Consider the following 25,343-nt stretch of genomic DNA (forward strand, 5'->3'; position numbering starts at 1 on the left):
ATGAAAGCATGGTTAAATCACTCAGGTACAGCGATTGATCAATGGACATTCGAAGAGGTCAAGACGCCGACGCCAGGAGAAGGACAAGCCTTGATTCGCGTCAAGACGGTCGCACTGAATCCCGTCGACTATAAGGCGACCAACAATCCAGCTTGGACGTTCCCGCATATTCCAGGCGTCGATCTAGCGGGTGTCGTCGAACAAATCGGCCCAGGCGCAGAAGTGAAAATCGGTGATCGTGTAGCGATTCATACGAACCTGCAACGCGATGGTGCTTTTGCTGAATATGCACTCGTCGATACGCGTGCCCTCGCCCTGATTCCGGAAGACATCTCATTCACTGAAGCCGCTGCGATTCTTTGCGCAGGCATGACTGCCTATGAAGCGATCGTTCAGAAGATGAACACGACAGGGAAAGAAACGATCCTCATTCATGCTGGTGCAGGTGGTGTCGGTGGCATCGGCATTCAACTCGCGAAACGCCTTGGTCTTAAGGTCGCGACGACTGCTTCGACAGAAAACCATGAGTGGGTCAAGCGACTCGGTGCCGATCTTGCCATCGACTACAAAAAAGAAAATGTCACGGATGTCATTCGCGATTGGACGAACGGTCGCGGTGCTGACTTGATTTTCAATACGGTCGGTCGAGATGAAGCAACAGCGGATCTCGGACGTCTTGCCTTCTCGGGGCAACTCGCCTTCATCGCCGGTGGTCCCGATCAGTCGGTCGTCAAGCCGTTCACGCTCTCCCCTTCGATCCATGAAGTGGCACTCGCGGCTGCTTATGCCAGCGAAGATGACCGTGCGATCCGAAACCTCGGTCATATGGCAAGTGAATTATTAAAACTCGTCGCAGCGAAAGAACTCGATCCACTCGTCACAGAGGAGATTCCAGCAACTGACATCGTCAAAGGATTACAACGTCTATCTGAACGTCACGTCCGTGGTAAAATCATCGCTAAATTTAACTAATACTTGCCGTGGCACAAAACAGCCGACTGTCCTTAGATAATAGGACGGTCGGCTGCTGTCGTACTCTATTTTTTAATTCCTGAACGTTGACTGAAAAAGCATCAGCCATGTTCACCGGTAGCGTTCTTGTTTTTTGATATGTAAGGATCGTCCGACTAACTCGAAACCGACATGCTGATAGATTTTATTCGCTGTCTGGTTCGACCAATCGGTATAGAGCGTCACGACCGGATAAGACTGTAGGAGGTGTTCAGATAGTTTTGCGACAAGATAAGAAGCATATCCATTCCCACGTAGTTTTTTCGGCGTATAGACGTAAGAAATCGTAATCCCAGTTTGCGTGGGACGTGTCGCTGCCGCCATCGCGACGAGCGTATTTCCACTAAACAATCCGAACAAGCTTCCTTGCTGAATGTGTCGCGTCATTGACTGATGGAGTTGCGTAAGCTGTCGATCAGATGGACGCGTTTCGACCTCATATAAAAATCCGGACGCAAATTCTAAGGCTTGTTGTCCTTCATCGTTCAAAACCGGTCGGAAGACGACGTTCTCCTGAACATGTGGCATCTCGACCTTCGTCAATGCATACATCCCTTGTTCCATATGTACCTCATACATGGAATGTGGGAGTAAAAGCGGCGCTAAGATGACCTGTTCTCCGACGAATCCTGGACTATCCAGAATTCGCGCAAGCTTTCGAATCCCTTCTTGCGAGAACATATCCCCTGCGACGATGACTTGCTCCGGTATCGTTTGCAATATGACGAGACGATGATCGCCTTCTTGTGCCGTTGCCATCAAGAGCGGTTCATCTCCCCGTTCCAATATACCTAGAATCAACTGATGCGTATCTGGACGTTCAAGCAGAAACGGGAGGACGACCATTTTGAATTGTTCATAATCACGATAATGCGTCACCATAGTCGACGACCTCCTTTATTTCTATAGTGTACCAAATCATGCACTAGAAATCGTAGGTCGTCCGACGGAATCTATCTGTTTTTACACGTTTGCGGTAAAACGTTCGCTCCAAGCAACTGGGTCCTTCGACCAATCTGCCAATTGTTCCTGTTCTTCTAGCGTGATATCCCCTTGTTGTTGTGCCGTTTCGAGTAACGCTTCGAACGTCAGTAATGCATCCGCGTCAATCTTCGCTTCTCGGAGATTATTCTTCAAGCGTTCCATCCCGTAAGAGAAAATCGCTTGAATCCGAATGACGTTCGCTCCCTTTGCTTGGAGTGCTTCCGCTGCCTCGATCGCAGACATCCCCGTTGACAATAAGTCTTCGATGACGACGACGCGTTGGCCTGGTTGAATAACACCTTCGATTTGATTACCTTTCCCATGTTTCTTACTGCCACTACGCACGTAGACCATCGGTAACCCTAATCGTTCCGCGACGAATGCCGCGTGAGGAATACCTGCTGTCGCTGTTCCGGCAACGACTTCGATTCCTAAATCCTTCACTTTCTCAGCGAGGGCATCGGCAATCAAGGAGCGGACTTCTGGGTACGAAAGTGTCAACCGATTATCGCAATAGATCGGAGAACGGAGCCCACTCGCCCACGTATACGGATCGTTTGGAGATAACGTGACGGCTTTGATACGGAGTAATGCATTTGCAATTGGATTTACCATGATAATTGCCCCTTCCATTCTTCGAGTAACGCCTGATAGACCTGTTCTGGATGTTTGGCACGTGTAATCGGGCGACCAATTACTAAATCCGTCGCTCCATTTCGACGCGCATCAAGAACGGTCGCGACTCGCTTTTGATCATCTGCTTCACTGCTAGAAGGACGAATGCCTGGTGTGACAAAACGGAAGTCCGTTCGGCAAACTTCGATTAGTTCAGGAAGATCGAGCGCCGAACAGACGATACCATCTAGTCCGGCTGCTTCTGCCAGTTGCGCATACTCACGAACGACTGCCGGCATCGCTCCTTCAATCTTTAAGTCGCGTAACATCGCTTCATCCGTCGATGTCAACTGCGTCACGCCGATTAGTTGTGTCTCGGCATTCGTTTCACGAAGTCCTTCTCGCGCCGCGATCATCATCTCTTTCCCACCGGCAACATGGACGTTCGTCAATTCAACACCTAATTGCCCGATGATGCGCATCGTCCGGCGCGCCGTTTCTGGAATGTCATGGACTTTGACATCGAGGAATACAGCGTGCCCACGCTCGACGAGTTTTTGGACGAACGGTCCACCTGCAGCATAAAATAATTCCATCCCAACTTTTACGGCTGGTCGTGTCTCTTTGAACTGTTCGAGGAACGAAAACACTTCTGTTTCGGTCGGAAAATCAAGCGCGATGTAAAGTTGATTCATATGCTTTCCCCCTGATGTCTAAGATATGGTCGATGCCGAGTTCATCCATGCGACCCGGTAACTGCTGGATTAATTCTTGACAGATGTATGGATTGACGAAGTTTGCGGTACCGACGGCAACAGCGGAAGCCCCAGCGTATATCATTTCTAAGACGTCATCGACTTCCATCACGCCACCCATCCCGATAATAGGAATCGAGACTGCTTGTGCGACATCATGAATCATCCGAATCGCGACTGGCTTGATGGATGGACCGGATAATCCACCAATCCGGTTGGCAAGGATTGGCTGTCCCGTTCGGACATCGATTCGCATCCCAACGAGTGTGTTGATCATCGTCAGCCCGTCTGCACCTGCTGCTTCGACGGCACGTGCCATCTCGACGATTGAAGTGACATTCGGTGAAAGCTTAACGTAAACCGGTTTGGTCGAGACCTGTTTGACTCGACGCGTTAATTCAGCGGCAAGCAACGGATCCGTTCCGAACTGGATTCCACCTGATTTGACGTTCGGACAGGAGATATTTAATTCCAATGCATGAATGCCAGGGTGACGGCTCATTTTTTCTGCGACAAGCTCATACTCTTCTGGTGTCGATCCGGCGACATTCGCAATGATTGCTGTATCAAACGTCTCAAGGAACGGTAGTTTTTTCATTAAGATACCATCGACACCCGGATTTTGGAGACCGATTGCATTCAACATCCCCATTCCACTCTCCGCGACACGCGGCGTCGGATTTCCGTAACGTTCTTCGCCCGTCGCTGCTTTGATCATGATTGCCCCAAGCTCTGATAAATCATATAACTTCGCGTATTCCTCACCGAATCCAAAACATCCAGATGCCGGCATGATCGGGTTTTTCAAGGAAAGTCCTGGCAACTCGACATGTAATCGTTCCATCATAATACGACCTCCTCTGCCCGAAAGACTGGACCATCGGAACAAGTCTTGACGTACCCGCCTGTCGGTGTTTGACAGACACAGGCAAAACAAGCACCGATGCCGCACCCCATTCGATTTTCGATGGAGAGATACTTATGCTCAATCGGTTGTTGCTGGAGTGACCGCAACATCGGCTCTGGTCCGCAAGCGAGTAGGACGTCATAGCTTTCTGGACGTAAGGCTGCCGTGACGAATCCTGTCGTGCCATGCGTTCCATCGACGGTCGTGACCGTCGTCTTACCGAGTGCTTGGAATTCCGCTTCGTAAAAAACACTTGTTGCCGTATCAAATCCTAGAATCGCTTCACATGTCACGCCCCGGGCGACAAGTTGGCGCATCGTCTCATACAGCGGCGGTACCCCAATCCCTCCACCAACGAGAACGACCCGTTGATCTCGGTTGATGGCGTCGATCGGAAAACCGTTTCCGAGTGGTCCGAGGGCATCGATTTTGTCGTCGGGACGCAAGGAAGCTAGTTCTGCTGTCCCTTGTCCGATTTCTTTAAAGAGAAACGTAATCAGATCACGATCGACCCGAGCAATCGAGATCGGTCGGCGTAAGAGTGGACCGACGCGTAGATGCATGAATCGCCCCGGCGCAATGTCCTGCGGTTGCTCGAGGCGACAGACGAGTTCTGTCGCGCCTTGAGCTACCGTTCGTCGAGAGACGACCGTCAAGAGTTGCTTCATTGGATCACCACTTTCTTTTCGTGTGTGAAGGCTTGAATCGCACTCGCTTCGAACGAGCGACTCTCGATGACGCGTAGAATCGCTTCCGCCGTATCGAGTGATGTTAGACAAACGACTTGATTCTCCGCTGCTGCCCGGCGAATGATGAAGCCGTCTTTCGTGACTTGTGAGTCGCGACTCATCGTATTGATGACATACTCGATCTCCCCTTTTTCAATCACGTCGAGCATCGATTCGGAAGACGAGTCGATTTTACCGACCGTCTGAACCGGTAACCCTTGCTCCGTCAAGTACGCTGCCGTTCCTTCCGTCGCAAGCAACGTGAATCCAAGTGAGGCAAAGCGTCGTGCGAGATCTGTCATTTCTGCTTTGTCCGGGTCTGCGACCGTCAAGAGAACACGACCGTGTTCTGGAATCGCCATCCCAGAAGCAAGCAATCCTTTGTAGAGTGCTTTTTCAAGTGTTCGGTCTGTTCCGATGACTTCTCCGGTCGATTTCATTTCCGGTCCGAGCGTCGGGTCGACTTCTTTAAGCTTCGCAAACGAGAAGACCGGTACTTTGACCGAGACGAGCGATTCTTCCGGTAGGACACCACTTGTTAACCCGTAAGAAGCGAGCGTTTCACCGAGAATGATGTCCGTCGCGAGCCGCGCGACCGGAAGTCCCGTCACTTTCGAGATGAATGGCACCGTCCGGCTGGCACGCGGATTGACTTCAAGAACATAGAGTGCGCCGTCCGCATAGACAAACTGGATGTTGAGCAATCCTTTGATGCCGAATGCTTTGGCGATTCGTGTCGTGTAGTCGACGATCCGATCCTTGATGTCTTGGGAGACACGTTGTGGCGGATAAACTCCAATCGAGTCACCTGAGTGAACACCGGCACGTTCGATATGCTCCATGATGCCTGGAATGACGACATCTGTTCCATCACAGATCGCGTCGACTTCGAGTTCAATTCCTGTCAGGTAACGGTCGACGAGGACCGGTCGTTCCGGTGAGGCGATGACCGCGTGTTTCATGTAATGTTCCAGTTCTTCTTGTGCATAGACGATTTCCATTGCCCGACCGCCGAGAACATACGATGGACGAACGAGGACCGGGTAACCGAGTGACGCTGCTGCCGTGACCGCTTCTTCGACCGTGACGGCCGTTTTACCTGGTGGCTGTGGAATGTCGAGCGCCGTCAACGCTGCTTCGAACTGTTTTCGGTCCTCTGCCCGGTCTAAATCCTCAAGCGATGTCCCGAGGATTTTTACACCTTCTGCTGCTAATGACTCAGCTAAGTTGATTGCTGTCTGTCCACCGAACTGGACGATGACACCGAGCGGACGTTCATTTCGGATGACTTCGAGGACATCCTCCGTCGTTAATGGTTCAAAGTAGAGTCGATCGGAAATCGAGAAGTCGGTCGACACGGTTTCCGGATTGTTGTTGACGATAATTGCTTCATAACCAGCTTGACGAATCGCTTGAATCGAATGGACTGTCGCATAGTCGAACTCGACTCCTTGACCAATCCGGATCGGACCCGATCCTAAGACGAGGATCGAAGAACGATTCGTCGCGATTGCCTCATTTTCGCGTTCGTATGTTCCATAGTAGTACGGTGTATCAGAAGCGAACTCTGCCGCACACGTATCGACCATTTTATACACTGGATGAATCGCTTGCGCTTCACGCATCCGGCGAATCTCTGTTTCCGTTTGTCCTGTGATCCGGGCGAGCATTGGGTCACTGAATCCATACCGCTTCACATGAAGTAGCAGTTCAGGTGTCAAACCGGTAGCGACCGATTGCTCAAGTTGCCAAATGTGCTGTAGCTTTTCGAGGAATAAGCGATCAATTGCCGTCCAAGCATGAATCTGTTCGACGCTATAGCCGCGGACAAAACCAGCGTATAAGGCGAAAAGTCGATCATCTGTCGCCTGGCGAATCGCTTGTTGCAAAGCATCATCTGCCATTTCGATGAAGCGTGGCATGTACAAATCCGCTGTACCGATTTCAAGCGAACGAACGGCTTTCAGTAATGCCTCTTCCATCGTCCGCCCCATTGCCATAACCTCACCGGTCGCCTTCATCTGTGTCCCGAGCGTCCGATCTGCCATTTCGAATTTATCGAACGGCCAGCGCGGAATTTTGGCGACAACATAATCGAGTGCCGGTTCGAACGAAGCAAAGCTCGTCTCGGTGATCGGGTTCTTTAATTCAGATAAGGCATACCCGACGGCAATCTTTGCAGCAAGTTTTGCGATCGGATAACCGGTCGCTTTTGAAGCAAGTGCGGACGAGCGGGAAACACGTGGATTGACTTCGATGACATAGTAGTCAAAGCTCGTCGGATCCAGCGCGAACTGGATGTTACATCCACCTTCGATACCGAGTGCGCGAATGATATCGAGCGAGACGTTACGTAGCAGTTGATAATCGCGATCCGATAACGTTTGCGTCGGAGCAAAGACGATCGAGTCTCCGGTATGAACACCAACCGGGTCGAAGTTTTCCATCGCACAGACGATGATGGCTTGGTTCGTTGCATCACGCATGACTTCAAATTCGACCTCTTTCATCCCAGCAATTGATTTTTCAAGGAGTACTTGTGTTGCCGGACTTGCCTTGAGTCCCCCTTCGACGATTCGCGTGAACTCTTCCGGTGTATGGGCGATTCCACCACCCGTTCCTCCGAGTGTATATGCTGGACGGATGATGATTGGTAGACCAATCTGTTGTCGGAATTGTTGTGCTTCTTCGAGCGAATGCACGATTTCACTATCCGGTACGCCATGTCCGCGTCTAAACATCAGTTGACGGAACAAATCACGATCTTCTGCCTCTTCGATTGCTGATAATTTCGTTCCGAGCAACTCGACATTGTATTCAGCTAGGACACCAAGACGATCTAGTTCAACAGCCAAGTTCAGACCCGTCTGACCGCCAAGTGTCGCAAGCAAGGCATCCGGACGTTCCTTGCGGATGATCCGTGAGACGAACTCTGCTTGGAGGGGCTCGATGTAGACACGATCAGCGACCGTTGGATCCGTCATGATCGTTGCAGGGTTCGAGTTGACGAGGATGACTTCATATCCTTCTTCCTTCAAGGCTTGACACGCTTGTGTTCCAGCGTAGTCGAATTCAGCTGCTTGTCCGATCACGATAGGACCGGACCCGATAACGAGAATTTTCTGGATATCTTGACGTTTAGGCATGAGAGACCTCCTGTTGTTTCGTGATTTCTTCTAAAAACTGTTGGAATAGACCGTTCGCATCCATCGGACCAGGTGATGCTTCCGGATGGTATTGGACGGAGAAGACCGCTGCTGTCGTATGACGGATGCCTTCGACCGTTCCGTCATTGATCGCAAGATGCGTCACTTCAAGCACGGTATCGCGTAATGACTGTTCGTCGACGGCATACCCGTGGTTTTGCGACGTGATATCGACGCGACCTGTCCGGATATCTTGGACTGGATGATTCGCCCCTCGGTGACCGAATGGGAGCTTGAACGTATCCGCCCCGTGCGCTAGTGCAATCAACTGATGACCGAGACAGATGCCGAAGATGACGACTTTTCCCGTCAATTCTTGAATCATCGGAATCGCCGTTGGGACATCCTTTGGATTCCCTGGTCCGTTCGATAGCATTACACCGTCCGGACGATAGCGTAAGACTTCCGTTGCGCTCACGTCGTATGGTACGACGACAACTTCACAGCCGCGTTTGACAAGTTCGCGGACGATTCCGAGCTTCGCTCCGAAGTCGACGAGAACGATTCGTGGTCCAGCTCCTGGGATGATATACGCCCGTTCCGTTGAAGCACGTTTGACTTGATCCGTCTCGATTGGTGCATTTTGCAGGTGGCTTAATTCCTCTTCTAGGTCGAACTCTCCATCAACGAGTCGGCCGCGCATGACGCCTTTCGAGCGGATATGTCGTGTTAACTGTCGCGTATCGATTCCACTTAATCCTGGAATATCAAGATCTCGAAGAGCTGCATCGAGCGACATCTCACTGCGGAAGTTCGACGGTGTTTGGCAATGTTCGCGGACAATCAATGCTTTAGCGAGTGGACGCGTCGTTTCATAGTCTTCTCGATTGACTCCGTAATTGCCGATCAACGGATTCGTCAGCACGATCATCTGATCACAGTAAGATGGATCCGATAGCATCTCTTGATAACCAGTCATTCCGGTTTGGAAGACGACCTCTCCTGTTGTTGTCGTGTCCGATCCAAACGCCGTTCCTTCAAACGTCATACCATCCTCTAACACCAGTGTCCGTTTACGCATGTGCTATGTCCTCCTTGAATACGATTTCTCCCTTGACGAGCGTCATGACCGGGAATCCTTTTAACCGTTCTCCTGCGAACGGTGTGTTCTTACCTTTTGAACGGAACCGTTCCGGTGAAACCGTCCGCTCCGTCTCTAGATCAAGCAGGACTAAGTCTGCTTCCGCCCCCACTTCGAGTTTGCCGTAAGGTAGTTCAAAAATCGCTGCTGCCTTGTCCGTCAAATTCCGAATCAGTGTCTCAAGTGTCATCTTGCCTTCAGCGACAAGCTTCGTATAGAGGAGCGGGAATGCTGTCTCGAATCCTGTGATGCCAAACGGGGCGCGTTCGATACCGAGTGCCTTCTCTTCTGCTGCATGAGGAGCGTGATCCGTTGCGATGCAATCAATCGTTCCGTCTGCTAATCCTTCGAGCAATGCTTGGCGATCTGCCTCACTCCGCAGTGGTGGATTCATTTTAAAGTTCGGATCCTGATTCGATATGTCTTCATCGATCAATACAAGATGGTGCGGTGTGACTTCTGCTGTCACTCGGATCCCTGCTCGTTTGGCGTCACGAATGACGCGAACGGATTCTTTCGTCGAGACATGACAGACGTGATAATGACAGCCGGTTTCTTCTGCAATCAGGACATCACGTGCGATGTGGATACTCTCAGCAAGCGATGGAATACCTTGCAAACCTTCCCGTCGACTGTAGTTTCCTTCGTGCACACATCCTGCTTTTAACGAATCATCTTCGCAGTGGGCAACAATCGTCTTCCCGAGCCGTGCGGCTTGTTGCATTGCCGTTCGCATGACGGCTGCCGTCTGGACCCCGACACCATCATCCGTGAATGCCACGGCATCCGTTAATTGATCGAACGCGACGAGTTCTTGTCCGAGTTGATTTTTTGAAATCGCCGCGTAAGGCAAAACCCGGACAGATGCCGTCTCTTCAATCTTTTGGAACAATGCATCAAGTGTTTGACGATCGTCCGGTACGGGACGCGTATTCGGCATCGGGCAAATCGTCGTAAATCCACCAGCTGCCGCAGCTGCCGTACCTGTCGCAATTGTCTCCTTATGTTCGCCGCCCGGTTCCCGCAGGTGGACATGGATGTCGACGAATCCTGGTGCAACGAATAATCCGGAAGCATCAATGACCGTTTCCCCAACTTGCGGTATTGCTGCTAAGTCCGTGATTTTTCCAGCTTCGATTCGAATATCCCCTGTTCGAACTTGTCCAGCCTCGTACCATCTCGCATTTTCAATTCGTGTTGTCATCTGCATCGTCTCCTTTGATTGTTTTCATCGAAAAGCACCATTCCAGAATCGCCATTCGCGCAAAGACACCATTTTTCATCTGTTCAAAAATCCGCGATTGCGGGTGTTCGACGAGTTCGTCGGCAATCTCGACTCCGCGATTGACCGGTGCCGGATGTAGGACGATCGCTGAAGGTTTCAGTCGATTCATCCGCTCATGCGTCAATCCATGTGTGACGTGATAGACATCTGGATCAAACCGTGTCGTTCCGTCATGCCGTTCGTGCTGGACTCGAAGCAACATCAAGATGTCACACTGTTCAACTGCTTCGTCCATTGAAAGATACGGTATTCCCATCGCTTCGTCATACCATTCGCGTGGCCCTGATCCATAGACGATGGCGCCAAGTCGTTTTAAGATATCGGCATTCGACCGAGCGACACGACTATGTTGTAAATCCCCACAGATGACGACTACTTTTCCTACAATCGTTCCAAACGTCTCGACCATCGTCATCAAATCAAGCAAGGACTGCGATGGATGCTGTCCGCTCCCGTCTCCTGCATTGATGATCGGAATATCGAGTGTCTGAATCAATTCTTCATAATAACCGGTGTCACCGTGACGAATGACCAATCCATCGGCGCCAATCGCTTCGAGTGTTTTGCACGTATCGTGTAACGTCTCCCCTTTTTGCACGGATGACGTCGCTGTTTCAAACGGCAGTAGATGCATGTTCAAGCGATGCTCTGCCATTTCAAAGGAAGAGCGTGTCCGCGTCGAGTTTTCAAAAAACAGATTGACGAGTGTCTTGTCGGAAAAGTCTGGTGCCGGTTCGCCTTGTTTAAAAGCGAGACTACGTTCAATCAACGAATTGATCTCCGTTATGGATAAGCTTTCTAAATTGACGAAATGTCGGGTTTGCAAGATCGTTTTCATGTATTTCACTCCTTCAGGTCATGAAAAAGGCGCACCTTCTAAGTGAAGGTGCGCCGAAAGAAGACAGAGGAGTCCCTGCATCTTTTCATGGCCTTCACTTTATCGTTCTCTCGGAACGTCTTAAAAGTTGTTCGCTACAGATTGAGTTGTAGAGTTTTCCGTTGTTTCAGCTGTTTCTTCGACCTGTTCCGTCGTTTTCGGAAGGATCAGATTCAGGATGATCCCAAGAATCGTCGCCAGTGCCATACCTTCGAGGGAGAAGTTCCCGATTTTCAAGGCGGCCCCTCCGATTCCCGTGACAAGAATGACAGCTGTGATCGTCAAGTTCCGTTTATCAGCAAGGTCGATCTTACTTTCCGTCAGTGTCCGGAGACCGTTTGACGCGATGACTCCGAATAAGAGAATACTGATGCCACCCATGACTGGTGTAGGAATCGTCTTGATGAATCCTTCGACATATCCGAGGAATCCGAAGCTGATCGCAAGAACCGCTGCCCCACCTAGAACGAAGACACTGTAGACCCGTGTGATCGACATGACGCCGTTGTTCTCACCGTACGTCGTAACCGGTGGTCCACCAAGCATCGAAGCGACTGTCTTCGCGATTCCGTCGCCAAGTACTGTCCGGTGCATCCCTGGATCAAGGAGCGTCTCGCGCCCGATGATCCGTGATGTCACTTTTTGTTCGCCGATGTGCTCCGTCAGTGTGACGAGCGTCACGGGAACGATCAGAAGCAAGGCAGCTGTATTCCATGATGGTGTGTAATTCAAGAACGGAATCGTGAAGTCCGGCACGTGGAAGAACGTTGCCTGTTGAAGTGGTTTGAAGTCAATGATTCCGACCGATGCCGCAACGAGATAACCGACCGTGATTCCGAACAGGATCGGAATCGTGCTCCACATTCCTTTTAAATACGTCATTGCGAGAAGTGTGACACCGAGCGTGACCATCGCGACGAGGAAGTAAAGTCCGTTGTACTTACCGTCCGCTCCGTTCATCGCCATGTTGACAGCGGTCGGGGCAAGCGATAACCCGATAACCATGATGACCGGACCGATGACAACAGGCGGGAGTAAGCGAAGCAACCAAGCAGCCCCCGTGTAACGGATGAGAAGTGAGACAAGTCCGTAGACGAGTCCAGCGACCATTCCGCCGATTAAGGCGTCCTCGACACCCCACCGTTCACTGACGGCGATGATCGGGGCGATGTAGGCAAAACTAGAACCAAGATATGTGGGTACTTTGAAGCGAGTGACGGCGAGGAAAATCAGTGTGCCGACTCCGCTTGCGACGAGCGCGACCGATGTGTTGAGTCCCGTTAAGAGCGGGACGAGCACGGTCGCACCAAACATCGCGAAGACGTGTTGTAGGCTGAGCATCAGCCAATTTAGAGGGTGAGTAGGTACTTCTTGTACATCAAGTACTGCGGCATGTTTTGCCATATGGATGACTCCCTTTCTGGTCTCTCTGGACCACCTTAAAGGTTTTGATTTTTAGCGTTTAATGAATACTTGATCGGCTTCGTCGACTTCAGCGAGCGCGACGACGACTTGCTCGTCACGTGACGTCGGAACGTTCTTGCCGATGAAATCTGGACGGATCGGTAACTCTCGATGCCCACGATCGACGAGGACAGCGAGTTGAATCATACTCGGTCTTCCGTGGTCGACGAGTGCGTCCATCGCGGCACGGACGGTGCGTCCTGTGTAGAGGACATCGTCAACGAGGACGACGATTTTTCCGGTGATGTCTTCCGGTAGATCAGATCCTTTTATTTCTGGCTCTAAACTTCGCTTTGACAAGTCATCTCGGTACATTGAGATGTCGACGACACCGAGTAAGACCGGCTTTCCTTCAATCTGTTCGATCCGCTTCGCAAGGCGGCGCGCGAGTGTCTCACCACGCGTCTTGATTCCGACGATCATTAAATCAGCAATACCTTTGTTACGTTCGATGATTTCATGGGCGATCCGTGTCAGTGCGCGTCCAATCGCGGCTTCATCTAAGATGACGGCTGGTTTCATGGTTTCTCCTTTCATACAAAAGACCTTCTGCGGAAATCCGCAGAAGGTCTTCGAAGACAGAATCATGGCATACGTCTTGTATGCATGCCTACGCACGTTTGTGGTAGGTTCTCCCTTTCGCAGCCTCTCCGGACTCGATTAAAGGTGATACTAGTTTGGTAGGATCGTCGCTCGGACGACCGAAGTGTCAGTAGAGGATGTCTCGCATCGCTCTCTAGGTGATACTCTACCGTTTTATTAGAAAAACGTCAAGACTCTAATTCAAGTTTTTTCAGCTGACCGATTTCAAATGTCATCTCTTCTGGGAGTGGTGCTTCAAAACGCATCCATTCGCCTGTCCGTGGATGTTCGAAGCCGAGAACCGCAGCATGCAAGGCTTGACCATTCATTTTCATCGTCTTACGTGGACCATATTTCGGGTCACCGGCAAGCGGGAAACCGATATAACGCATGTGGACACGGATTTGGTGTGTCCGCCCTGTTTCGAGTTTACATTCAACGACTGTAAACCCTTCGTACCGATCGAGAACACGGAAATGGGTTACGGCAGATTTTGAATTCTTATCCGTTACCGTCATCCGTTGACGATCGTTCTTATCGCGTCCGATCGGTGCTTCAATCGTTCCGAGCTCGTGCGGAATCTCACCGTGTACGAGCGCAATGTAGAGACGTTCCGTCGTTTTCTCTTTCAACTGATGCGCGAGTGATTCATGCGCTAAGTCGTTCTTAGCAACCATCAATAGACCAGACGTGTCCTTATCGATTCGGTGAACGATTCCTGGACGTTTGACACCATTAATGCCCGAGAGATCTTGACAATGATGTAATAAGGCATTGACGAGGGTCCCTGAGACATGACCTGCCGCTGGGTGGACGACCATTCCTTTTGGTTTGTTGACGACAATGACATCTGAGTCCTCGTAGACGACCTCAAGCGGGATATCTTCTGGTAAAATCTCGAGTTCTACCGTTTCCGGGATATGAACGGTAATCGATTCTGTTCCCGATAATTTATAGTTTGGTTTAACGACACGACCATCGACTTCGACGCGTCCCGCTTTTAACCATTCCTGTACTTGCGAACGCGACCATTCATTTTGTTCTGCGAGCCACTTATCAATGCGCCCTGTCGCTCCATCCGCTTGTACGGACCATGTTTCTACTTCATTCATTTATCCATCGTTCCTTTCTTAGTCAACCGTTCTTCGAACATGACGCTAATCAGCATCGTGATGACACCAAACGTCAAACAGACGTCTGCGACATTAAAGATCGGGAAATTATAGCCGAACGGGAAGAAGTGGAAGAAATCAACGACTTCTCCTCGAACCATTCGATCAATGAAATTTCCGATCGCACCACTAAGTAGTAGCGAGATACTCCAAGCAAACACCTTATTTTTCGTGCCTTCCTTGTAGAGGAAGTAAATCAATCCAATGACGACGATAATCGTGACGAAGAAGAAGAAACCGAATTTACCTTCGAGCATTCCCCATGCGGCGCCACGGTTCCGATACGAGTTGAGATAAAAGAAATCCGGAATGACTGTGATCGCTTGACCGATCGTCATATTTTGAACGACGATCCATTTCGTCAACTGGTCGATTCCAACGAGTAAAGCAGCAATCCCTAAGTAAAGCCACATCCTATTGTCCTCCGCATCCAAAAATAATGAGGGACGTCCTGCGAAGTCGCAGTCGCCCCTCCCTTTGTATCATTATAAAGAATTGACGACTTCAGTACAACGTGGGCAAAGCGTCGGATGAGCCGGATCTTGTCCGAGTTCTGTCGAATATGTCCAACAACGTTCACATTTTTCACCGTCAGCTTTTTGAACTGTAATACCGGTCGTCTCATACATCTTATCCGTTGTATCCACGAATTCGAGTTGTGAGACTTGGAGCAACTGCTCAAGATGATCAATCGTTTTAAGCAATGCTTTCGTTTCTTCCTTCGGTGCAAGCAAGAGTTTTGCTTCGAGTGTCTTACCGACGAGTTTCTCGACGCGTGCTTCCTCGAGTGCTTTTAAGACATCATCACGGAACGTCAGGAACGCGTTCCATTTCTCGATGAGAGCAAGTCCTTCTTCTGAGACTTCGACCGTTTCTGGAAGGTCCGTCAAGAAGATGCTCTTCGTCTCAACAGCTGGTACGAATTCCCATGCTTCGTCTGCCGTGTGTGGCAAAACAGGTGCCATCAATTGCAACAAGGCGACGACTGTATCATACATGACCGTCTGAACCGCACGACGCGATGTCGCGTCTGCTTTTTCGATATACAGGATATCTTTCGTGTAATCGAGGTAGAACGACGACAAATCAAGGACACAGAAGTTGTGGAGCAATTGATAGACCGACATGAAGTCGTACGCATCATAAGCCGCTTTTACTTTTCCAACAAGTTGGTCCAGTTTCGTACGCATGAAACGGTCTGACTCTGGTAAGTCTTCAAATGCGACTCGGTGCGTCGCAGGATCGAATTGATCCAAGTTTCCGAGAAGGAAACGAACCGTGTTCCGGATTTTACGATATGATTCTGAGACTTGTTTGAAGTTATCCATCGATGCCCGAACATCAGCTTGATAATCGACAGATGCCACCCACAAACGAAGGATCTCTGCTCCGAATTGTTGCATGACTTGGATTGGTGCAATCGTGTTACCAATCGATTTCGACATCTTGCGACCTTGACCATCCAGAACGAATCCGTGACTGACGACCGCTTTGTATGGTGCTTTCCCAGTCGTTGCGACGGCTGTCGATAGCGACGAGTTAAACCAACCGCGGTATTGGTCAGAACCTTCAAGATAGAGATCCGCTGGACGTGTCAATTCAGGACGTGTCGCAAGGACACCGGCATGTGATGAACCAGAATCGAACCAGACATCCATGATGTCCGTTTCTTTTTTGAAGATACCGTTCGGACTTGCTGGATGTGTGAATCCTTCAGGAAGCAAGTCGACTGCTTCGCGCTCATACCAGACATTTGATCCGTGAGTCGCAAATAGATTCGCGATATGATCAATCGTTTCTGGTGTGACGATTTCCGTTCCATCTTCAGCGTAGAAGATTGGAAGTGGAACGCCCCAAGCACGTTGACGGGAGATGACCCAGTCGCCGCGGTCTTTGAACATGTTGTGGAGACGTGTTTCACCCCACTCTGGTACCCACTGGACACCTTTGATCTCATCAAGGATTTCCGCACGGAAGTCTTTGATTGAAGCGAACCACTGTGGCGTTGCCCGGAAGATGACCGGTTTTTTCGTCCGCCAGTCGTGTGGATACGAGTGTTTGATGAATGACAGTTTTAAGAGAGCGCCAGCTTCTTCGAGTGCGAGACCGATTTCTTTGTTCGCATCTTCATAGAACATGCCTTCGAATCCAGGAGCTTCTGCCGTCATGACACCTTTATCGTCAACTGGGCAGAGAACGTCAAGCCCGTATGCTTGACCAATACGGAAGTCATCTTCCCCGTGTCCTGGAGCTGTATGAACGACACCCGTCGCTTCAGCTGTAACGTGGTCGCCAAGCATGACGAGTGATTCACGGTCGTAAAGCGGATGTTTCGCTTTCACGTACTCGAAGTCCGCACCATTGAAGACACGTCCAATTGTCGCGTCTTCCCATCCGAGCGCTTCGATGACTTCTGGAACAAGTGTTTCCGCTACGATATATCCTTTTCCTTGATACTCGATCCGCGCATACGTCAATTCCGCACTGACAGAGATTCCAAGGTTCGCTGGGATCGTCCATGGAGTGGTCGTCCAGATGACGAAATGATCCGTCGGCTCAAGGATGTTTTTTCCATCCATGACTTGGAATGCAACATAGATCGCAGCTGACCGTTTGTCTTGATATTCAATTTCTGCTTCAGCTAGTGCTGATTCAGAAGACGGTGACCAATAGACCGGCTTTTTCCCTTTGTAGATATAGCCTTTGTTCGCCATATCCCCGAACAAACGAATTTGAGCTGCTTCAAATTCTGGTTGAAGCGTGATATATGGATTGTCATAGTCACCAAGAACACCGAGGCGTTTGAATTGATCACGTTGGTGATCGACTTGTTCCAGCGCATACTTCGCACATAACTCACGGAATTCCGCGACCGTCATCGATTTGCGGTCAACACCTGCTTTTTGAAGTGCTGTCTCGATAGGCAAGCCATGTGTGTCCCAACCTGGTACGTAAGGGGACTGGAAGCCATTCATCGATTTGTAACGGACGATGAAGTCTTTTAAAACTTTGTTTAATCCGTGCCCCATGTGGATGTCACCGTTCGCATAAGGAGGACCATCGTGAAGGATGAACGTCGGCTTTCCAGCATTCTTTTCTTGGACCGCAGCATAGAGATTCATCTCTTCCCATCGTGCTTGCATATCTGGCTCACGTTTTGGCAAGTTGCCTCGCATTAAAAACTCCGTTTTCATCATCAATAAGGTTTCTTTGTAATCCATCTGACCATCTCTCACCTTTCGCTTTAAAAGTACAAAAAAACCAAGCTCATCCCTGAGATAGGGACGAGCTTGGCTGAACTCGCGGTACCACCCTACTAATCCTGCTCGTATGTTCGACGACGCAGGACCGCTTAAGAACTCGCTAACGGGAGTGAACCGGCATGACTTACTGTTCGGCGAACGTTCAGTCATACACTCTAAGGGGATATCCCATCTCTTTCGTTGCTCGGGCTTCCACCATTTCCCGATTCGCTGTCAACTGTCCAAGATGCGACGTGTCCTTATCATTGATTTTATTTATACGACATCGTCGTCATTATACGCAACTGCTGGAACATCGTCAAGCGCTCCACGTGAAGAGAAATCAAATGCATCCCAGTCGTGGCTCGTCAATAATTCCATTTGAGCATCGATCAACACTTTGAAGCGATTGCGATAGAGTTCGATTTTCTTACGCATCTGTTCCACTTCGAAGTCCGTCCGTTGTGCCCGGCGTTGTGCCGCATCTTGCAATTGCTCTGCTTCGCGTTCTGCCTGTTTCAAGATCAAGCTTGCTTCTTTTGAAGCATTCGCTTTCACTTCTTCTGCCGCTTCCTGTGCGACAATAATCGATTTATTCAATGTTTCTTCCATCGAACTAAAGTAATCGACACGCGCTTGCATGTTTTGGATGACTTCCTGTTGTTGACGGTTCTCACGTAACAACAACTCAAAATCCTTGATGACCTGATCTAGGAATTCGTTCACTTCATCCTCGTCGTAGCCGCGAAACTTTCGTGTGAACTCCTTATTATGAATATCGAGTGGCGTTAATGGCATGATGAATTCCTCCTCCGCATTTTTTATCCTTTTAAAATACCGTATTGTAGTTTGATTCGATCCCGTTTCGTTGATCCGAGAATCGCAATCAGTTTGACGCGTCCCGTTCCACGTAAGGAAAGCAGATCCCCTTCTTCAAGCATGAAACTCACGTCATCGACTACCTTATAATTCACTTTACTTTCACCCTGTTTAATGAGCGTCTGTGCCTTTTGACGGGAGAAGCCGAGAATTTCACTGACGACAGTATCGAACCGAAGTGAGCTGACGAACCCGAGCGTCTCTTCCCACTCTTGTTCCTTCACTTTCAAGCGATCTTCTGCGTCTACGCGCGAAAGACGAATCTTCGTCTTACCTGCGCGTTCGACGTTTGCTTCGATATATGTCGCAACTTCGTCCGCGACAGCAAATTGCACTTGATCCTGGATGATGACGTCGCCGAACTTGGCACGTTTCAATCCGACGTTCAATAATGTACCGGTGACTTGACGATGAGATAGTTCAACGAATTTAGTAGGATAATGAATGCGATAAATGGAAATGTCAAAGTCATCCGCGTTGTATTCATAATAGTCTGGTGCGAGGATTGCTCGTTTACGTTCGGCGCCTTCGAAACCGCCCTCAAAAAAGAGGGCGCATTTCGAACCGACGAGTTCTTGTGTGATTTGCTGTTCACGAGGGTCTAGAAAATCCGTTAATTTAAACGTATACGTCGCTTCCACGTGATCAATCCAGTTCAAGACCGAATCGACGAATTCCCGCTCGCTTCCACGATAATGATCATATACACTCATACGAAGAAGATAGCTCGGATACCGGATTGTGCCAAGTTCAAGACGAGAAAGGCAACAATCGGCGAGATATCTAGCATGCCTCCGATAGGCGGGATAATACGACGGAAGGGTGCTAGGAATGGCTCGACCAACATCGCGAGCACTTGTCCGAATTTCGAATCACGGGCATTCGGGAACCAAGATAGCAGAATGTACACAATCATGACATAACTATAATATTGTAATAACGTACTTAATGTACGACCAATCGCGTACATCACTTGTGAATCCATACTTACCACCCCTTATGATTAATATCATCTTCTCCTAGAAGATTCGAGATGCTACCAGCCAACTCGACATTGTTTGGAACACAGAGGAGGGTATTCTGACTGATCGTCGTGATCGTTCCATCGAGAGCGAAAACGACACCAGATAAGAAGTTGATCATCTGTCGTGATTGATCTTTTGACATACGTTGCATATTGACGATGACAGCACGGTTCTGACGAAGATGTTCCCCAATCTCTTGGGCTTCGTTAAAGACACGTGGTTCACTCAAGATGACCTGCGATTTCGTTTTTTTCGTCGCATGTAGCGGCACGATATTCGATTGTCTCACGCTGTCCTCCTTTTGAGTAACACTTGGGGTAGATTCCTCGTAATACTCTTCGTACTCTTGTTGTGAAGCACCTCTACCTTTATTTATTGTAGCATCATTTTCATATTCCAGTTCATCTAAATCATCGCTGTTGCCGAGAAATAGATTTTGCATTTTTGATTTGAAACCCATATCCATTCTCCCTTCTTCTCGTTTAGGTGTGAACGAGCGTCGTCCCGACTCGGACGAACGTCGCCCCTTCTTCGATGGCAATCTCAAAATCCGATGACATCCCCATGGATAACTCTGTACATGGAGCATACGACAATTTTTTTGCCTTGACCTCTTCTTGCAATGTTTTTAATGACCGGAATACCTCACGTATACGCGTCGTGTCTTCCGTCAACGGTGCCATCGTCATCAGTCCGATGACACGAATCGCTGGATACTGACCGATTTCGTGTAAGAACGACGGTACATCCTCCGGTGCAATACCTTGCTTCGATTCTTCTCCCGAGATATTGACTTGAATGAAACAATCAATGATTCGGTCCGTTCGTTTATTGATCTCTTCCGCTAAATGAAGACGATCGAGCGAATGCAGCACATCAATGGCATCGATGATCTGACGAACTTTACGGGTCTGTAACGTGCCGATGAAGTGCCATGTACAGGCTGTACGTCCGAGCTCTGCCTGTTTTTCGAGCAGTCCATCCGGACGATTTTCTCCAAGATGCGTTACACCGGCCTCTAATAATTCAGAAGCAACTTGACTTGAGACTGATTTCGTCACGCCAATCAACTGTACCTGCTTTTTGGATGAACTCTTTTCACTCGCTTGTTTTATCCGTCGTGTAACCTCTTGTACATTTTCAAGAATTGACATCCAATGACTCCTTTACAATCAAACTCGCAAACCGACCGCCGTGGTCGCCGTGGCGATAAGAGAAGTAATCTTCCGCCTGACAATGTGTACATAGACCTGAGTCAAGGACATCACCCACTCCACAACGCTCAGCAAGCGCAGCATTTGTTTTTTGTAGCGATAACATCGCTTTTCCATCTTCCTTGCGTATGTAAGGAGACTCCTCGAGTTCAAGTGCGTCGATCGCATCAATGACGGGTTGATCGACTTCGTAACAACAATCACGAATCGATGGACCAATGACCATCTGAATTGATGAGCGGCTCGCACCTGCACGCTCCATTTGTTTGACTGTCTCTTCAACGATATTGCCAACAGTCCCCCGCCATCCGGCGTGCGTATTCGCGATGATTCCTGTCGTCGGATCACAGAAGACAAGCGGAACACAATCAGCGAAGAGCATCATCAATAAGACATTCGAGTCAGTCGTCACCAATCCATCTGTACCCGGAATTGCCGTTTCGTAATCCAGAGCGCCGCGTCCGGAGTCAAGTGTCGTCACCTGTTCAACGTGATTCCCATGGATTTGCTGCGCCCAAATTGAGTTCTCAAGAGACAGATCAAGCTGTCGAGCAATGACTTGTCGGTTCTGAATGACGCCATCACGATCATCGTTGACATGTAATCCTAAGTTACCGTTTCCATGTGGTGCTGCAAACTTCGTCGTAAAGGCGGCACGTACGGTACCTGTTGGTGTATCCCATTTGATCCATTGTCCAAACATGTCGATGCCTCCTTCGATTTTAAAAAAAGAGGCGCCGCTTTCGCGACACCTCTTGGTTTAGCAGTCGTGTCACTGGAACATCGATCAACGATTATTCCGGCGAAGGAAAGATGGGATGTCCATCGTTTCTTCGACATCTGGCGCTTTAGCTGGTTCAGGATTTGAGCTGACAGGCGTCTCTTCGACTTGTGGTTTAGACTCCTCTGTTGGTGGTGGAGTCGCTTGTTTTTTCTTCAATAGGTTTTTCATCATCTCTTGTGCGGATGGAATTTCGAAGTCGAGTGGTTCGTTTTCGAATTCCGTCGCGATGACTGTGACGATGATTTCATCTTCTAGGTTATCATTGATGACCGAACCGAAGATCAAGTTAACTTCCTCATCTGCTGCACTTTGAACGATCTGTGCGGCTTCCGTTACTTCATACAAGCTGAGGTTCGCACTACCCGTGATGTTCATTAGAACACCTTTCGCGCCTTCGATTGATGTTTCAAGCAACGGACTTGAAATCGCTTTTTTAGCGGCTTCCGTCGCACGATGTTCACCTGTTGCGACACCTACACCCATCAAAGCAGAGCCTTTTTCAGTCATGATCGTCTTCACATCGGCGAAGTCGAGGTTGATTAGACCAGGAACGGCGATCAAGTCCGTGATCCCCTGTACACCTTGACGTAAGACGTTATCCGCTTCTTTGAACGCTTCAAGCATCGGTGTGTTCCGATCGACGATTTCAAGCAACTTATCATTCGGGATGACGATCAACGTATCGACTTTTTCTTTGAAGTTCTGGACACCAGAAACAGCATGTTGCATCCGTTTACGTCCTTCGAACATGAATGGCTTTGTCACGACACCGACTGTCAATGCGCCGATTTCTTTTGAAATCTCAGCGATGACTGGAGCAGCTCCTGTTCCAGTTCCGCCACCCATACCGGCTGTGACGAAGACCATGTCAGCTCCTGAAAGGATTTCTGTTAATTGTTCACGGCTTTCTTCTGCCGCTTTTTTACCGATTTCCGGATTTGCACCCGCACCGAGACCACGTGTCAATTTTGCGCCGAGTTGTAATTTCACGTCAGCTTGTGACATGTTCAATGCCTGAGCGTCTGTGTTTACAGCGATGAACTCTACGCCTTGGACACCGTGTTCAATCATTCGGTTGACGGCGTTCGAACCGCCACCGCCTACACCGATGACCTTGATTTTTGCTACTTGGTCCATCATTTCATCAAAATGCAACATAAAAAGGGCCCCCTAATATTTTTTACTCATTGGATTTTTTTGTAGGCATTAACCAAAGAATTTCTCAAAGAAACTACTGAATGACTTTTTCTCTTTTGGAGGCTGTTCACGCGTTGGTCGTTCTTCACGAGCAGGTGATGCCTGTTCGTTCATGAGCAGTGCATCCTGCTCACGTCCGGATGCTACGACTTCTTTCTCTTCTGCCCGGTCGAAACCTGATTTCGATACGGCGCTTCTTGAGAGTACATAACGTAACATACCAGCTGCAACGGCGTACTTCGGATGACGAATACCAAGACTAGCAGGCTGATAGACATTGACGCTCTGCTTGAAAATCCGTTTTCCGAGCTGATCGATGCCAGGTAGTGAAGAACTTCCACCACATAAGATCAAGCCGCTGTTCATGTGAGCGTATCCCGCTTGCGTCATTCGTTTTTGAATCATCTCGAAGATTTCCTCAAGTCGCGCTTCTAAAACGAATCCGATCTCTGATTGTGGTTCGAAACGATGTTCCCCGTTGATCGTGACGTATGAGACTTTTTCCTCCGGATCACCGAGTGCTTCGAGTGCAACGCCGTATTCTTCTTTAGCGAGTTTCGCATCTTGGTATTTGCAGTTCATCTTGTACGTCAAATCACGTGTCAGATGATCTCCGCCGTAAGGCAACGTCGTCGAGTAGACGAGATCGTTCTTTTCATAGATGGAAAGCGTCGTCGTCTCATGTCCGATATCGATGATCCCAACACCGAGTTCTAGTTCATCAATCGATGCTGCGATTCTAGATACCGCTAAACTCTCCAGCACATATCCAGCAAGCTCTAAACCAGCCCGTTCAATGGAACGTTTAATGCTATGTAGGATCGTCTTCGCTCCGATGATGAGCTTCCCTGTTACTTCGAGACGATAACCAATCATTCCTCTTGGATCAGTGATTTCTGTTTGCTGATCAACCGTAAACGTCTTCGGCAAGACATCAACTACACTGAGTTCATTTGGAATTCGCATGACCATTGCGGAATGCAAGACATCTTTCACATCATCATCCGTGATTTCATTGTCCTCACCTTTGATCGACGTCATCCCCTGGCAATCCTTGACTTGAATGTGCTCGCCGGAAATAGCGACATATACTTCACCAATTGGTTCACCAAGTGTGCGTTCCACTTCTGTAACCGCTTGTTTAATGGCATGTACCGTTTGATCGATGTCAACGATGACACCTCGTTTAACACCCGCGGATGGTGCAGAACCTTCAGCAAGAACGTTCAGCGTTCCACCAAGTAGTTCACCGACGATGAGTTTCACCTCCGATGTCCCAATGTCGAGTGCGGCAATCGTACCTTTCGTTTCCATGGGAGTGACACCTCCACTTTCATAATACTAATCCTTTTTATTCCTAATTATATTCTAGGAATAGATCAGGCTTCTTCTCGTTTAAGTCTACACTATATAAATACTTACGAAAAGAAGTTATTGCCCGTCTTAGCGTCCTAATAGATTACGATTTGATGACGATTCAAACAAAGGTCGACGAATGAAAACACATGTTTGTTTTTTTGTTCGTCAGCTCTTTACGAATCTTCTATTTTTTCCCTTTATATGGTTTGAAATAGATACCACCATCAATTGTAATTGTTCCTGTCTTTCCTTTTGGTAAGGCAGAAATGACCTTTACATATTCATTCAATGAATTGGAAAAGGCAGAAGTACTGAGCAAAACCGTATTCCCATCCGTCATGAATAATTTCAGACCACCTTTGTCAGTCTTATCATTAGCGACGATCTCGGATATCCGGCTTCGTACTTTCGGCTCGATTTTAACAAGCTCCTTCGTCAATCGATTTAGAGATTGATCGGTGAAGCCAGTCAGGATCGGAGCGTCAAACAATTCTTCCTTCGACTTACCGGGAATGATCGTTCCATCCGCAAGGACGATCCGGTCTCCCGGTTTATCTTTCGCATAGGCAATCTCTTTCTCTTCCGTCACCGTCACGCGATATTGGTGCAAAAATTGCTTTTGCATCGTTGCTTCTTGAATACCTGGGACCTTCTCAATCCGTTCAAGAACGTCTTCCTCTGACACATTAAAGGCATGTGTCTCTTTCACCTTGATCCCGGATGCTTGCAAAATATCCTCTGATTTCACATTGACGTTACCATCAACATCAAATCGAGCGACCCGGGAATAGCTTGACTGCAGATAAAAGACGACACCGACCAATAGACCAATCAAAATCAGGACATAAATGAGTCTTCGGTTAGCTTTTTTGCGACGTTGTTCACGGATATAAGGTATCTTATCCTCGAGACTGCGGACGTTCTTGTCCTCTTGCGGTCGTTCGACCGCTCTCCGTTCCCTCACGTCTCATTCCTC

General features: G+C 49.0%; 24 protein-coding genes and 1 other annotated feature. Of the genes, 1 reads left to right on the plus strand and 23 read right to left on the minus strand.

All coding sequences use genetic code 11. The annotated features are described in order from the left end of the window. Complete coding sequence (locus HZS85_RS07000; RefSeq protein WP_214854587.1) at positions 1-972, plus strand: zinc-binding dehydrogenase; 972 nt, start codon at positions 1-3, stop codon at positions 970-972. Positions 973-1,083: 111 nt separating this feature from the next. On the opposite strand, the gene HZS85_RS07005 is transcribed toward HZS85_RS07000, so the two are convergent. The 23 genes from HZS85_RS07005 to HZS85_RS07115 form a co-directional block, all read right to left on the minus strand. Further along, entirely contained in the window at positions 1,084-1,893 is an 810-nt protein-coding gene (locus HZS85_RS07005) for a GNAT family N-acetyltransferase (protein WP_214854591.1), read from the minus strand. Positions 1,894-1,974: 81 nt separating this feature from the next. Beyond that, positions 1,975-2,616, minus strand: a complete 642-nt coding sequence (gene pyrE, locus HZS85_RS07010) for an orotate phosphoribosyltransferase (RefSeq protein WP_483297907.1) — start codon at positions 2,614-2,616, stop codon at positions 1,975-1,977. Next, positions 2,604-3,305: an orotidine-5'-phosphate decarboxylase gene (gene pyrF, locus HZS85_RS07015; RefSeq protein ID WP_214854596.1), complete on the minus strand. Its 702-nt coding sequence runs from the start codon at positions 3,303-3,305 to the stop codon at positions 2,604-2,606. Before pyrF ends, pyrE begins: the two co-directional genes overlap by 13 nt. Beyond that, the gene (locus tag HZS85_RS07020; protein ID WP_214854743.1) at positions 3,280-4,209 is read right to left on the minus strand and encodes a dihydroorotate dehydrogenase; all 930 of its coding nucleotides are present in this window, start codon (positions 4,207-4,209) and stop codon (positions 3,280-3,282) included. The genes pyrF and HZS85_RS07020 overlap by 26 nt, the downstream gene beginning before the upstream one ends. Next, on the minus strand, positions 4,209-4,940 hold the full coding sequence (locus HZS85_RS07025) for an iron-sulfur cluster-binding protein (protein WP_214854597.1): 732 nt from the start codon (positions 4,938-4,940) through the stop codon (positions 4,209-4,211). The genes HZS85_RS07020 and HZS85_RS07025 overlap by 1 nt, the downstream gene beginning before the upstream one ends. Then, positions 4,937-8,146 carry a carbamoyl-phosphate synthase large subunit gene (gene carB, locus HZS85_RS07030; RefSeq protein WP_214854598.1) on the minus strand — a complete coding sequence of 1,070 codons (3,210 nt, stop codon included), beginning with the start codon at positions 8,144-8,146 and terminating at the stop codon, positions 4,937-4,939. The genes HZS85_RS07025 and carB overlap by 4 nt, the downstream gene beginning before the upstream one ends. Continuing rightward, the gene (locus HZS85_RS07035) at positions 8,139-9,227 is read right to left on the minus strand and encodes a carbamoyl phosphate synthase small subunit (RefSeq protein WP_214854599.1); all 1,089 of its coding nucleotides are present in this window, start codon (positions 9,225-9,227) and stop codon (positions 8,139-8,141) included. The genes carB and HZS85_RS07035 overlap by 8 nt, the downstream gene beginning before the upstream one ends. Further along, positions 9,220-10,491, minus strand: coding sequence for a dihydroorotase (locus tag HZS85_RS07040; RefSeq protein WP_056062328.1), 1,272 nt, complete (start codon positions 10,489-10,491; stop codon positions 9,220-9,222). The genes HZS85_RS07035 and HZS85_RS07040 overlap by 8 nt, the downstream gene beginning before the upstream one ends. Next, positions 10,475-11,410 (minus strand): aspartate carbamoyltransferase catalytic subunit, encoded by a 936-nt coding sequence (locus HZS85_RS07045; RefSeq protein WP_035406837.1) that lies wholly within the window; start codon positions 11,408-11,410, stop codon positions 10,475-10,477. Before HZS85_RS07045 ends, HZS85_RS07040 begins: the two co-directional genes overlap by 17 nt. Positions 11,411-11,530: 120 nt before the next feature. Further along, entirely contained in the window at positions 11,531-12,853 is a 1,323-nt protein-coding gene (locus tag HZS85_RS07050) for a uracil-xanthine permease family protein (protein WP_056062331.1), read from the minus strand. Between the two features lie 51 nt (positions 12,854-12,904). Continuing rightward, positions 12,905-13,435 (minus strand): bifunctional pyr operon transcriptional regulator/uracil phosphoribosyltransferase PyrR, encoded by a 531-nt coding sequence (pyrR, locus tag HZS85_RS07055; RefSeq protein ID WP_035409506.1) that lies wholly within the window; start codon positions 13,433-13,435, stop codon positions 12,905-12,907. 248 nt (positions 13,436-13,683) lie between these two features. After that, positions 13,684-14,607, minus strand: a complete 924-nt coding sequence (locus HZS85_RS07060) for an RluA family pseudouridine synthase (protein WP_214854600.1) — start codon at positions 14,605-14,607, stop codon at positions 13,684-13,686. After that, a complete protein-coding gene (gene lspA, locus HZS85_RS07065) occupies positions 14,604-15,080 on the minus strand; it encodes a signal peptidase II (protein ID WP_056062334.1) in 477 nt (158 codons plus the stop codon). The genes HZS85_RS07060 and lspA overlap by 4 nt, the downstream gene beginning before the upstream one ends. A 72-nt stretch (positions 15,081-15,152) precedes the next feature. Then, a complete protein-coding gene (gene ileS / locus HZS85_RS07070) occupies positions 15,153-17,888 on the minus strand; it encodes an isoleucine--tRNA ligase (RefSeq protein WP_214854601.1) in 2,736 nt (911 codons plus the stop codon). Between the two features lie 56 nt (positions 17,889-17,944). Further along, positions 17,945-18,185, minus strand: a binding site (T-box leader). Continuing rightward, entirely contained in the window at positions 18,186-18,707 is a 522-nt protein-coding gene (locus tag HZS85_RS07075) for a DivIVA domain-containing protein (protein WP_023468794.1), read from the minus strand. Positions 18,708-18,730: 23 nt separating this feature from the next. Further along, on the minus strand, positions 18,731-19,501 hold the full coding sequence (locus HZS85_RS07080; RefSeq protein WP_035406822.1) for a YlmH family RNA-binding protein: 771 nt from the start codon (positions 19,499-19,501) through the stop codon (positions 18,731-18,733). Beyond that, positions 19,498-19,773 carry a YggT family protein gene (locus HZS85_RS07085; RefSeq protein ID WP_035406819.1) on the minus strand — a complete coding sequence of 92 codons (276 nt, stop codon included), beginning with the start codon at positions 19,771-19,773 and terminating at the stop codon, positions 19,498-19,500. The genes HZS85_RS07080 and HZS85_RS07085 overlap by 4 nt, the downstream gene beginning before the upstream one ends. Before the next feature lie 2 nt (positions 19,774-19,775). Further along, positions 19,776-20,102, minus strand: coding sequence for a cell division protein SepF (locus HZS85_RS07090; RefSeq protein WP_231496839.1), 327 nt, complete (start codon positions 20,100-20,102; stop codon positions 19,776-19,778). A 193-nt stretch (positions 20,103-20,295) separates the two neighbouring features. Then, positions 20,296-20,967, minus strand: a complete 672-nt coding sequence (locus HZS85_RS07095; protein ID WP_214854603.1) for a YggS family pyridoxal phosphate-dependent enzyme — start codon at positions 20,965-20,967, stop codon at positions 20,296-20,298. Beyond that, complete coding sequence (pgeF, locus tag HZS85_RS07100) at positions 20,954-21,730, minus strand: peptidoglycan editing factor PgeF (RefSeq protein WP_214854606.1); 777 nt, start codon at positions 21,728-21,730, stop codon at positions 20,954-20,956. The genes HZS85_RS07095 and pgeF overlap by 14 nt, the downstream gene beginning before the upstream one ends. 84 nt (positions 21,731-21,814) lie before the next feature. Beyond that, entirely contained in the window at positions 21,815-22,969 is a 1,155-nt protein-coding gene (ftsZ, locus tag HZS85_RS07105) for a cell division protein FtsZ (RefSeq protein WP_029342137.1), read from the minus strand. 48 nt (positions 22,970-23,017) lie between these two features. Continuing rightward, on the minus strand, positions 23,018-24,322 hold the full coding sequence (gene ftsA / locus HZS85_RS07110; protein ID WP_035406809.1) for a cell division protein FtsA: 1,305 nt from the start codon (positions 24,320-24,322) through the stop codon (positions 23,018-23,020). A gap of 229 nt (positions 24,323-24,551) precedes the next feature. Continuing rightward, a complete protein-coding gene (locus HZS85_RS07115; protein WP_035406806.1) occupies positions 24,552-25,331 on the minus strand; it encodes a cell division protein FtsQ/DivIB in 780 nt (259 codons plus the stop codon). Between the last annotated feature and the right edge of the window lie 12 nt (positions 25,332-25,343).

Origin of the sequence: Exiguobacterium sp. s130 (genome assembly GCF_018619055.1) — a bacterium.
Taxonomy (GTDB): Bacteria; Bacillota; Bacilli; order Exiguobacteriales; family Exiguobacteriaceae; genus Exiguobacterium_A.

What these genes read in the sequence shown, in the direction of transcription:
- HZS85_RS07000 (WP_214854587.1), top strand. Translation starts at nt 1, where the DNA reads ATGAAAGCATGGTTAAATCACTCAGGTACAGCGATTGATCAATGGACA.
- HZS85_RS07005 (WP_214854591.1), bottom strand. Translation starts at nt 1,893, where the DNA reads ATGGTGACGCATTATCGTGATTATGAACAATTCAAAATGGTCGTCCTC.
- pyrF (WP_214854596.1), bottom strand. Translation starts at nt 3,305, where the DNA reads ATGAATCAACTTTACATCGCGCTTGATTTTCCGACCGAAACAGAAGTG.
- HZS85_RS07020 (WP_214854743.1), bottom strand. Translation starts at nt 4,209, where the DNA reads ATGGAACGATTACATGTCGAGTTGCCAGGACTTTCCTTGAAAAACCCG.
- HZS85_RS07025 (WP_214854597.1), bottom strand. Translation starts at nt 4,940, where the DNA reads ATGAAGCAACTCTTGACGGTCGTCTCTCGACGAACGGTAGCTCAAGGC.
- carB (WP_214854598.1), bottom strand. Translation starts at nt 8,146, where the DNA reads ATGCCTAAACGTCAAGATATCCAGAAAATTCTCGTTATCGGGTCCGGT.
- HZS85_RS07035 (WP_214854599.1), bottom strand. Translation starts at nt 9,227, where the DNA reads ATGCGTAAACGGACACTGGTGTTAGAGGATGGTATGACGTTTGAAGGA.
- HZS85_RS07040 (WP_056062328.1), bottom strand. Translation starts at nt 10,491, where the DNA reads ATGACAACACGAATTGAAAATGCGAGATGGTACGAGGCTGGACAAGTT.
- HZS85_RS07045 (WP_035406837.1), bottom strand. Translation starts at nt 11,410, where the DNA reads ATGAAAACGATCTTGCAAACCCGACATTTCGTCAATTTAGAAAGCTTA.
- HZS85_RS07050 (WP_056062331.1), bottom strand. Translation starts at nt 12,853, where the DNA reads ATGGCAAAACATGCCGCAGTACTTGATGTACAAGAAGTACCTACTCAC.
- pyrR (WP_035409506.1), bottom strand. Translation starts at nt 13,435, where the DNA reads ATGAAACCAGCCGTCATCTTAGATGAAGCCGCGATTGGACGCGCACTG.
- HZS85_RS07060 (WP_214854600.1), bottom strand. Translation starts at nt 14,607, where the DNA reads ATGAATGAAGTAGAAACATGGTCCGTACAAGCGGATGGAGCGACAGGG.
- lspA (WP_056062334.1), bottom strand. Translation starts at nt 15,080, where the DNA reads ATGTGGCTTTACTTAGGGATTGCTGCTTTACTCGTTGGAATCGACCAG.
- ileS (WP_214854601.1), bottom strand. Translation starts at nt 17,888, where the DNA reads ATGGATTACAAAGAAACCTTATTGATGATGAAAACGGAGTTTTTAATG.
- HZS85_RS07075 (WP_023468794.1), bottom strand. Translation starts at nt 18,707, where the DNA reads ATGCCATTAACGCCACTCGATATTCATAATAAGGAGTTCACACGAAAG.
- HZS85_RS07080 (WP_035406822.1), bottom strand. Translation starts at nt 19,501, where the DNA reads ATGAGTGTATATGATCATTATCGTGGAAGCGAGCGGGAATTCGTCGAT.
- HZS85_RS07085 (WP_035406819.1), bottom strand. Translation starts at nt 19,773, where the DNA reads ATGGATTCACAAGTGATGTACGCGATTGGTCGTACATTAAGTACGTTA.
- HZS85_RS07095 (WP_214854603.1), bottom strand. Translation starts at nt 20,967, where the DNA reads ATGTCAATTCTTGAAAATGTACAAGAGGTTACACGACGGATAAAACAA.
- pgeF (WP_214854606.1), bottom strand. Translation starts at nt 21,730, where the DNA reads ATGTTTGGACAATGGATCAAATGGGATACACCAACAGGTACCGTACGT.
- ftsZ (WP_029342137.1), bottom strand. Translation starts at nt 22,969, where the DNA reads ATGTTGCATTTTGATGAAATGATGGACCAAGTAGCAAAAATCAAGGTC.
- ftsA (WP_035406809.1), bottom strand. Translation starts at nt 24,322, where the DNA reads ATGGAAACGAAAGGTACGATTGCCGCACTCGACATTGGGACATCGGAG.